The 10,652-nt window shown below is 42.2% G+C and carries 4 protein-coding genes and 1 pseudogene; 4 read left to right on the forward strand and 1 reads right to left on the reverse strand.

Annotation, left to right across the window (positions count from 1 at the left end; genetic code table 11):
• The 4 genes and pseudogenes from F0145_RS26080 to F0145_RS04455 form a co-directional block, all read left to right on the forward strand.
• Positions 1–183, forward strand: a pseudogene (locus F0145_RS26080) (hypothetical protein); the annotation flags it as partial.
• 128 nt (positions 184–311) lie between these two features.
• Complete coding sequence (locus F0145_RS04445) at positions 312–1,385, forward strand: MraY family glycosyltransferase (protein WP_150087091.1); 1,074 nt, start codon at positions 312–314, stop codon at positions 1,383–1,385.
• A 379-nt stretch (positions 1,386–1,764) separates the two neighbouring features.
• Positions 1,765–2,532, forward strand: a complete 768-nt coding sequence (locus F0145_RS04450) for an FkbM family methyltransferase (protein WP_150087092.1) — start codon at positions 1,765–1,767, stop codon at positions 2,530–2,532.
• Positions 2,533–2,730: 198 nt separating this feature from the next.
• The gene (locus F0145_RS04455) at positions 2,731–3,804 is read left to right on the forward strand and encodes an acyltransferase family protein (protein ID WP_150087093.1); all 1,074 of its coding nucleotides are present in this window, start codon (positions 2,731–2,733) and stop codon (positions 3,802–3,804) included.
• 580 nt (positions 3,805–4,384) lie between these two features.
• On the opposite strand, the gene F0145_RS04460 is transcribed toward F0145_RS04455, so the two are convergent.
• The gene (locus F0145_RS04460) at positions 4,385–10,258 is read right to left on the reverse strand and encodes an Ig-like domain-containing protein (RefSeq protein ID WP_150087094.1); all 5,874 of its coding nucleotides are present in this window, start codon (positions 10,256–10,258) and stop codon (positions 4,385–4,387) included.
• Positions 10,259–10,652: the final 394 nt, after the last annotated feature.

Below are 10,652 nucleotides of genomic sequence, written 5' to 3' on the forward strand. Positions count from 1 at the left end.
GAAGATAGATTAGCCTGGGAGTACAACAAGCTGAACCCGAAGCTTTATACCTTAATGCTGAAGCCTTTGCGTAAACTGCAGCAGTTTGCCATTGTTTCGCCTGAACTGCGCATGCTTAAACAAGTTACCCGTATTTTTTCTAAAACTACTGCTACTCAAAAAGAAGTTAGATCTTCTTGGTGAATAAAAAGCCTGAAAGGCTTGCGCCTGGTGATAAGCTATATATTTAAAAATAAATATTAGCAATTGTAAACACCAGTAATTTTTTGCTGCTGGCATAAAGTAATGTAGAGGGTTTTTAAGGAATTATTATGTTTGAAATTTTTACCAGCTTTTTAACCGCATTTCTGATTACCTATTTTGTAATTCCATCAGTAATACGGATAGCGCATACGCGTAAATTATTTGATGAGCCGGACGAAAGAAAACACCACCAAAAAATGATTCCGGCCTTGGGAGGTATAGCCATCTTTGCCGGTACTTTTTTTTCCGTTTTGTTTTGGGTCGATCTTATTCCGGCCAATTTAATGCGATGGTTCATCTTATCAATGGTAATCGTATTTATGATTGGCATTCAGGATGATATTGTTGCAATCAGGCCTGTAAAGAAATTAATAGGCGAACTGGTAGCTTCAGGGTTAATTATTTATTACGGCAACATCCGGATTTATAATTTGCAGGGATTACTAGGCCTGTATGAACTGCCGTATCTGGTAAGTTTTGGGTTAACACTTTTTGCCTTTATCGTAATCATAAACGCCTTTAATTTAATAGATGGCATCGATGGGCTGGCCGGCGGTATTGGTATTATTAGCGCGGGAGCATTTGGTTCTTTATTTTGGTATAGCGGCCAAATTGGCTGGGCAGCCGTAGCGTTTGCCCTGGTAGGCGCTTTGCTGGCCTTCCTGAAATTTAATTTTGCGCCCGCTAAAATATTCATGGGCGATTGCGGCTCTTTGTTTACTGGTTTTTTACTCGCCATTATGTGCGTGCAATTGCTAGATACCCCTATTTTGCTCGATGCATCAGCCAAATTATATTTGCCTACGCCCGTTATTGCAATGGCTATTCTTATTGTGCCGCTAGCCGATACGTTGCGGGTTTTTATCGTAAGGGTTTTCAGCGGAAAATCGCCGTTTCACGCCGATAGAAACCATATTCATCATTTGTTGCTGAACCTCGGCCTAAACCATAAATCTGCTTCCTGTACCTTATATTGCTTTAACCTGTTTTTTATAGTTGGCATTCTGGGGTTTCTTCATTTTAGCATTAATTATTTGTTTCTGATAGTAGTACTGGCGGGCTATATTTTAATAAGCATTCCTAAAGTTTTGCTGTATATTAATAAGCAGGAAGTTAAGAAAGGAACGGTTATTAATGCTTAGTCATAATATTAGTAACGTATTGGCTAATAAATATTTAGCAGATTGCTTCGGTTTGGTTAATGCCAGAGCAGATAAACTTATTTTGAATTCTAGTAGCGTAAAATAAAATCTTTTCGTGAAATTCAAATTTTGTACGTAATATTGAAAACGGAATATAGTTTTTATTTTATATTTCGCCCGAACCTAAACCTTTTTTTAAGACACCACTAAATTGTAAACAAGTAAAATTCAGGTTTAGTAAATCAGAATTTGAAAAATAAAGCTTGGTAAAAAATATATTTTACTAGCATAAAAGATTCAGCGTTTAACGTATTATGTTTTAAAAAACGCATTAAATAATAAGTTTATTTAAAAAAGCTTTTAGTTATAGCTAAACTATATGATTAGAACAATTACAGAAAGATTAAGCAGGGGAGTAATATTAAAACGTAATCTTCCTAAAGAGTTTAACTCTTTACCCATGTTTGTAACCCCCGAAGGCGGCCTGAAATACTGGAAACTGAATTTGGATAATATTGATCCCATGCTTTATAACATTGCGATTAACTTTATTCAGCAAGACGATGTAATTTGGGATATTGGCGCAAATATTGGGTTGTTTACCTTTGCTGCTATAGCTAAAGCCGGCCGGAACGGTAAGTGTCTGGCAGTTGAAGCCGATATTGTAATGGCTAATCTGGTAAAAAAATCGGCTGCCCTAAACCGCGAATATACCGTTGATATTTTGCCGCTCGCTATTTCTAATTATAATGGTTTGGTAGAATTTAATATTGCCGAAAGAGCCCGGGCTACCAATCACATAGTTACTTCACAGGGTTCTAACCAAACCGGAGGTGTACGGGAAACTTACAAGGTACCTACCGTTACGCTGGATTATTTACTGCAGCATTATGCTAAACCAGATTTCCTGAAGATTGACGTAGAAGGAGCCGAAAAATTTGTGCTGGAAGGTGCCCAGGAACTCATGCAAACGGCCCGGCCTAAAGTTTTAGTAGAAGTAGGCGATGAAAACGTTGGTTATATTTCGAAGTTATTTAACGACAATAATTACGTCATGTACAATGCCGATGATCTGCAAAATTTCTCTAAAATAAAAGAAGCATCCTCTAACACCTTGGCCATACCAGTCGAGAAAATGAAAGGGTAGCGCATAAGGCCGGCTAAACGCAATAGTTAAGTAATTTTATAACATGCTTATTTTATAAAAATAGCTGGCCAGTAGTTTTAGCGGTTTGTTCACTAAAAACGCATATATAAATTAATTAAATTTTTAGAGCAATATTGTTTCTCCGGTTTGGAGCAATAATATTGCTTTGCCTTTTAGCGGGGTAGAAAATAGTTTGGCATGAATAAATACCTAAGTGAAAAAATTAAAGTCATTCAGTTTTTTGCAATGATTTTAGTTGTTTTTCTGCATTCTTATAATGTAATAGTAAATTTTAAAACCGAAACCTTACACACCGAAAACGAAGTAAATTTATTTGTCCAGAATTTTATTACCAATGGCATTGCCCGGGTAGCGGTGCCCCTGTTTTTTTTACTTTCGGGGTATTTATTTTTTTTAAAGCCCGACTTTTCGCTGCAAGGCATTTTAACCAAATATCGCCGGCGTTTTAAATCTTTGGTTATTCCTTATTTATTCTGGTCTGTTTTTGGATTGCTTTTGTTTTTTACGCTACAAAATCTGCCTTACGCCGAAAATTTTTTCCGCAACGAACCAGTTAAAAACTTTTCTGGGGCAAAACTAGCCGATACCATTTTGTTAAATCCTGTTCCTTATCAGCTTTGGTTTATTAAGTCTTTACTGGTGCTGGTAATATTATCGCCGGTAATTTACTTCTTAACCAAATATTTAAAACTTGTTTGGATAGTGCTGGCGGCTTTGTTGTGGTTTTTTAATTTTCCGTACCCGCTGGTGCTTGGGTTTGAGTTTGGCTTGGGCGTGGTGTTTTTTTCATTGGGTGCTTTCCTGGGTTTACAGCATAAAAATTACCTGGCCTGTTATTTCCCGAGAGCAGGTATTGTAGCGTTAATATTATGGTTGGTGCTGCTACTCGTACAAACCATTTTAATAGATGCCGTACCTTTAACAACTTACGTTGCCCTCCAGAAAACCAGCGCTGCGCTTGGGGTATTTGCCATCTGGTATTTCTACGATGTATTATTTAAAGGCCAAAGCTTTGGCGATAAGAAATATTTCAATTTGTTTTCCTTGTCTTTTTTCATTTTTGCTTTTCATGAACCAATCCTGACTATTTTTAAAAAAGGACTAATTTTCCTGATTGGCAATACTGAATTTACGTCTATCCTGGTATATTTTCTGGCACCAATTATTACCATTATAATTAGCCTTATGGTAGGAACATTTCTGCGGCAAAAGGCAACTTCTTTTTACCAGTTAATTACTGGCGGCAGATAATTTCTTATTCTCCTGCTACTAAGAATAAATATTCCTCGGCAAGAAAGTGTTTTTAAAACTGAACAGTAATTAAGAAATAAATATTCCCCTTTCCGCATCTGAAGCTTATACCAAATAGTAAATATGCTGTTCCATAGCAGCCTAGAAAATGGCTTTCCTCCACACCCAGTCATTCTATAGAATTCAAAGAATTCCAAAAGAATCTTGTGTATGAGTTGGATAAACAGGTAATAAACCAAGCCTGGAATTTACCTGTAACCCTTTCTAAGCAGAAGATTCTTAACAGAATGACTGGAAGGGCTACAATGATTTGAGTTCTCTCTATGCAAGGCTTTTTATTCTATTTGGCATTACTCTGTTCAACCAGGTTTATACAGGCCGTAAAAATCTGTTTAAAGCAAGTTGTGGCTAAAGCAGGTGTGAACCACAATTAAAGAAACAGCCGTATTTTAATTCAGGAATTTGGTTTTGCTCTCTTGCCCGACTACCATAAAAAAAGCCCTAACCACTTTATTGGGTTAGGGCTTTTTTAGAAATATACCGGCTGTTTGTTAAATACCGGTAAATACAAGGTTAGAAACTACTCCCGTACAATTTTAATATTCTGAACACCGCTTTTGGTTACGAGTTTAGCAATATAAATACCAGCAGGAATATTGCCGGCCTCCCATTGTACTTGAACCAATTCGTTGGCTTTGGCTTTGCCTTGTTGCAGGGTTTTAATCAGCGAGCCTTTCATATCAAAAATACTTAAGGTATAAGCTTCTTCGGTAGGTAAGGAGAACTGAATAGACGTACCGTTGCTAAACGGGTTAGGGTAAGCGCTTAACGTTTGACCCGTTGTACCGCCAGCGAAAATTTCCAAAGAAGAATCGGCACTTCTGCTGCTTAGTAAGCTAGATGATTCAAATGGCATTAAGTGGGCACCGGCAATAGGGGCCTGCATGGTGCCATTCGGCAATTTCCAGGCTACGCTTACATTATCTAAACCAACGCCTTCTTTGTGTAAGGCTTCAATATAATAGCGTCTGCCGGCTTGCAAATAAATAGTTTTAGATTGCTGCGAAGCATCTTTATCGTATTGCTCAATACCGGTAGTACTGCTTAAATGAGCAATATGGGTTTTATTGGCAGGATTATCGTCGGTACTGATAAACAAGTCAGCTTGGTCGTCGCCGGCAATGTAAAACACATAGTTACCAGATACCGGCGGACAAATATAGCCGCGTAAGCGGGCACCAAAATAATCGCCAATATTGGTTGGGCTGCTAAACGAAGTCATTTTTCTGGAAGCAGTAGGTGTGTTGTTAACCGGTATTTGGTCTATGTTATACCAGGCCGGAACATTGGCCCAATAATCCCAGGATATACTGCCGGTACCCGAACAAGCCGTGCTAGGAGCCGGGGCTGGAGCCGGTGTTATAACCGGTGTTACATTAACATTAACCGGGGCCGATGTAGTGGTTTGTCCCACATTATTAGTAGCTCTGGCGGTTAAGGTATAGCTGCCGGCGCTAACATTGCTCCAGGTAAAGCTATAAGGACTGGTTAAATCTTCGCCTACCTTTGAGCTGCCGTTGAAGAACTCTACTTTACTAATGCTGCCATCGGTACTGCTGGCATTCGCCGCAATGGTAATACTGGCTGGTGCTGTAAAGCTGCTGTTGGCACTTGGGCTGGTTAGTGCTACTTCTGGAGCCGACGGAGCAGGAGCTGGCGTGGTACCATTCTGCGTTAAAACTGTAACTGTAACCGGAGCCGAAATAGCTGTAGCACCGGTTGAGCTTGTAACCTTAGCAGTAATGCTATAATTACCGGCAGGTGCATTTATATAATAAGCTTCGTAAGGGGCCCAGGTTTTTTCGCCTAATCTGGTAGTACCATTATAAAACTCTACTCTTCGGATGGTTCCTTCGTCTGAAGTAACTTTGGCTGACAAATAAAGATTTGTTGGTATTACCTGGGTGCTGTTTGCAATAGGAGCTGTAAGCGTCACAGACAAGCCTTCTGCGACCGGTGCCGAATCTGGGTTTGCCTCTGGCGTAGGCTCTGGTGCCTTAATTGCGTTTACATTCACATTAACCGGAGCCGATGTAGTGGTTTGACCAACATTATTGGTGGCTCTGGCGGTTAAGGTATAGGTACCGGCACTAACATTGCTCCAGGTGAAGCTGTACGGGCTAGTTATATCTTCGCCTACTTTCGTGCTGCCGTTGAAGAACTCTACTTTGCTAATGCTGCCATCGGTACTGCTGGCATTCGCCGCAATGGTAATATTGGCTGGCGCCGTAAAGTTGCTGTTGGCACTCGGGCTGGTTAGCGTTACTACCGGAGCCGACGGAGCAGGAGCTGGCGTTAATATAGGAAGCTGTACGGTAATATTTACTGGGGCCGAAGTGGACGATAGTCCGGAATTATCAATGGCCCGAGCAGTTATTGGATAAACGCCTGCTAGCACGTTAAGCCACGTAAAACTATACGGACTGCTGGTATCTTCGCCTAGTTTAATGCCGCCCTGGTAAAACTCAACCTTACTAATGGTGCCATCGGAATCTACTGCATTGGCGGTAATAGTAACAACAGCCGGCGCTAACAAGTTGGTGCTGGCGGTTGGCGAGGTAATATTTACCGTAGGCAAAGCAGCGCTTATGGTGTTAGATGTGCCAACCGTTACTTTCACAGGCGCAGAAGTAGTTGAAGTACCAGCATTATCAGTGGCTTTGGCCGTTATTTCGTAAGTGCCGGTAGTTACGTTGCTCCAGTTAAAGGTATAAGGTGCGGTGGTACTTTCTCCTAGTTTAGTAGTGCCATAAAAATATTCTACTTTACTAATAGAACCGTTAGCATCGGATGCATTGGCGGTAATATTAATACCGGCTGGTGCTTTAAAGCTATTGGTGGAAGTAGGAGAGGCAATGCTAACGGTTGGCGCTGTATTTATAAGTGTACCCAGGTTAACAACATTAAATTTTACGGGGGCTGAGGTTCCGGCCACGCCGTTAGAGCCAATAGCCCGGGCCGTAACAGTATAAGTACCCGTTGGAATATTCATCCAGTGAATTTCGAAAGGAGCATAGCCCCGATCCGCAATTTTGTTACCGTTTGCGTAAAATTCTACCCGGCTAATGTTACCGTTCGTTAATTCTGCGTTTGCTAAAATACGCACGTTGGTCGGGTAAAAATGGGTACTGTTTTCGCCGGGGGTAACAATAGCTACGGTAGGTACGGTAGCCGTTAACACCGAAACCATAACCGGGGCTGAAGTTGCGGAGCCACCAGCATTATCAATGGCTTTAGCAGTAATGGCATAGGTTCCTATATCAACGTTATACCAGTCAAAGGCATAAGGGCTGGAGGTATCCTCGCCAATTTTTGTATTGCCGTTGTAAAATTCAACCTTGGCAATGGTACCATCCGTATCAGAAGCATTAGCCGTAATAGTAATACTAGCCGGCGCGGCAAATTTACTGCCACCAGTTGGTGCCGTTAACGTAATAGTAGGTTCGTTATTATTGGTTTTAGTTACACTAACTACGGCTGAGGTGGTAACCTGTCCGGTGCTATTAGTAGCTTTAGCGGTTAACGCGTGGGTTCCGGCCGGGGCATTGGTCCAGTTAAAACTGTACGGGCTGGTTAAATCCTCGCCTAATTTGGTAGAACCGGCAAAGAATTCAACTTTGGTTACTGCTGCGTTAGCGTCTGTGGCAGTTGCGGTAATATTAATTTGATCGGATGCGGCAAACGTAGCATTAGCAGTTGGTGCAGTAATGGTAACCCCGTTGGTAGGTGCCGTTAAATCAAATTCAACTGTATATTTTTCGGTAATGGCACCGGCAGTTACCGAAATGGTAGCTCTGTGTAAGCCTACCGGTAACCCAGCCGGATTAGCACTTAGCTCTATTAATGCAATTTCCCGTTCGTTTTCGATAGTACCACCATTGGCCGATAAAGTAAGCCAGCCAGCACTGCTGGTTGCGGCCCAGTTCATGGCGGTATAACCAGAGTTATATAGCACAAAATTGCTCTTTACAACGCTGCCGCCGGCTTTACCTTCTATTTCAACAACGTGTAAGGGTGCTTCTATTATAGCTCCGGGCAGTGTGCCATCGTAAAACTTACCAACGCCGGCATAAGAATTTTCCCGGAGAGCCATTTTAGTAGTAGTAGGTAAAGCTTTGCTTACACCATTAAAGTTATTTTTATAGAAGAGCAAATTAGATAAGCCTTCTTTAGAAGTTATTAAACCTTCTGGTGCATTGTTAATGGCATTATGTTCGTAAACACTGGCGTTTAAAACATCGGCAGACTGGGGCAAGCTGTTATAAAATCCAGCCGAGACCGCCGATTCTACGGTATTATTCCGGTAAGTTATACCCAGCATAAAGGTGCCTTCATTTCTGGAGAAACGCCCTACTTCGTTATACATGCCCCATTTTACATTGCGCATGGTGTTATTGGTAAATAAATTAAAGAAGTTGGGGTCCATACCCGTGGTGTGCTGCGTAGAAAAGTTAGCAATACCTTGCTGTAAATCAGTCATTGTATTGTTATCGGCAATTACGTTAAAAGAGCCTCCAAATGGTTCTATCGCCGCTGCCGCAACGTGGGTAGGACTGGTAGAAGCGCGGGCTTTGCCATCGAATGAATTTTTGTAAATGGCAATGCGGTCGGCAAAATCACCTACTACTATGTAACTGCTGGCATCCGGAATCACGTTCCAGGGTTCATCCAGGGTTATAACGCCACCACTGTTAGTAATTATCCGACGGGTCTGACCCAAACCTTTTCCTTTTACAATAGCTACATACTTAGAGTTAGATTCGTTGGTATAACCGCTCAGGCCATTCAGGGTAGTAGAAGTAGCGCTAGAAGAAGACGGATAGCCCGCCCAAGAGGCCAGGTTACCTTCCCATAAAAATTGCTCACCGGAGTTCTGGTCTACATCGCCGGCCGGGCGGGGGGTAAGATCGTAGGTAATATTATTAGCTAAATACGTAAGGTGGTTGCTACCCCACGAGCCATTACCCACAAAGAAACGGCCTTTACCCCAGCCAGCGCCGCTCGAAAGGTTTGAATTATCTAAGTCGCGGCAGGTAGAGCGGGTCATGCTAATGCCACCCCCACCCCAGGTGTGAAGGGCCATGTCGCTATCGTTGGTCATGTAAAAATTATTCCGATCAATGAATAATTGGGAGCAATTACCCAGGAAGGTAGAAATACCAATGTGGTCGGTATTCGTCATAAATACTCGGCGGCTGTTGTGCAGGTCCAGCAGGTTAAAGCCTTTAAAATTAAAGCGCACATTGTGTATCCAAACATCCTGGCAATCGCGCAGAATTACTGGTTTATCGCGGTTGCCCCGGAAATTATTATTGGTATCGAAGCCCATATCGCTAATAGAGAAAGTCCGGGCCACGTTACCGAATACCATGCCGTATTCGGAGTTAAAGGTAGGAGCACATTTAATAATGGTGTTGCTTCTGCCATCTCCTTTCCACTTTACATCATTATAGATGTGCAGGTAACTGGAAATCATGTAAGTACCGGCCGGAAAGTAAACCGTAGCCCCCGGCGATTGACGGGCGGCATCAATGGCTTTCCGGATAGCATCAGTATCGTTATTATAACCGTTACCGGCCGCACCGTAATTTTTTACGTTAAAAACAGTATTGGTCCATTGGGGGCCGTCGTAAATAGTTATTTTTTGAGGACCGCTCCAGCCATACTGGCCACCGTGGCCGTTGTGCGCCCAAATTTCGTATTCGCCGTTCGGTAAACCGGCTGGTACAGTAAAATCTACCCGGTAAGGGTTTACATCGGTTACATTAACCCACTGACCGCCACCACCTACTGGTTTCAGGTAAATATAAGAGCGGAGTGTATCGTTGTTTTGCGCCAAATTCCGGCCAAATACCGAAACCGTTTGGTTGCGGGTAGCTTTATCGGGACCAGCCCACCAAACATCGGTTTTATTTACCGCAATTGGGTTGCCGTACCCAGCTTCGTTGCCCGGCCAAATTAAATACATCGACCATCCCGGTAAATCTTTCGGAAGGGTTAAGATGGTTTTGTCATTATCTAAGCGTTGAATGCGGGCCTCTTTTTGGGTAGAATTTCGGCCATAGATCATAAAGCGAGTGTCTTTCCCGGCATCGGCTCCGGTGTACCTCGAAAAATTTACCCCGGTAAGAACAATAGATTCATCGGGGCCGGCAGTGCGGGTCCACTCTGCGGCTTGGGGAGCGGAAGTAGAAGCAGTACCGTTTACGGGAGGGGTAAATGCATCGCCGGGAGCGGCTGGTTCGGGACTAGGTTTAGTAAAGCGCTGTGGGGCAGGGTAAGTAGTTTGCGCTTCAAGGGTTAGGAAATTGCCCCAAGTGAGTAGCAGAACGATTAAAAGGCGTAGGCTTTGCTGTCGTTTGCCAGGCTGTGTTTTGGGTAGTATTAAGGACATTATAGAACGGGTTTTAATTAAGGTTTAGGTTTGTGTAGTGGTTTTTTTCGATAGCTTAAGTATTTAGTATTGGGTAAGGGTAATTTGGATATTCTCTAGTTTTACTGGTTTAACCCCAAGGGAAAGCCTGATGGTAAATTTCTTGCTTCTCCTTATAAAGATTAATTCCGGTTAGTCTTTCTGTAAATAAAAAATGAGTTCTTAAAATAAGCGGTGAAAAACTAATGCATTTAAAGGTTGCAACCGCACCTGAAATTCTGAACAGAGCTAAAAAAAATGCTGAAACAATATTTAGCGCCTTTTTTTGTAAGCTTTTCTGTTTCAGTAAATAAGCAATAAATCGGGTTGGTGCCCTTTAACGATTACTGATTGCACTTTTTATTTTTTTTTAACC

Origin of the sequence: Adhaeribacter rhizoryzae (genome assembly GCF_008629685.1) — a bacterium.
Taxonomy (GTDB): Bacteria; Bacteroidota; Bacteroidia; order Cytophagales; family Hymenobacteraceae; genus Adhaeribacter; species Adhaeribacter rhizoryzae.

Excerpts from the sequence above, each read along its gene's own strand:
- F0145_RS04455 (WP_150087093.1), top strand. The coding sequence starts at position 2,731 with ATGAATAAATACCTAAGTGAAAAAATTAAAGTCATTCAGTTTTTTGCA.
- F0145_RS04450 (WP_150087092.1), top strand. The coding sequence starts at position 1,765 with ATGATTAGAACAATTACAGAAAGATTAAGCAGGGGAGTAATATTAAAA.
- F0145_RS04445 (WP_150087091.1), top strand. The coding sequence starts at position 312 with ATGTTTGAAATTTTTACCAGCTTTTTAACCGCATTTCTGATTACCTAT.
- F0145_RS04460 (WP_150087094.1), bottom strand. The coding sequence starts at position 10,258 with ATGTCCTTAATACTACCCAAAACACAGCCTGGCAAACGACAGCAAAGC.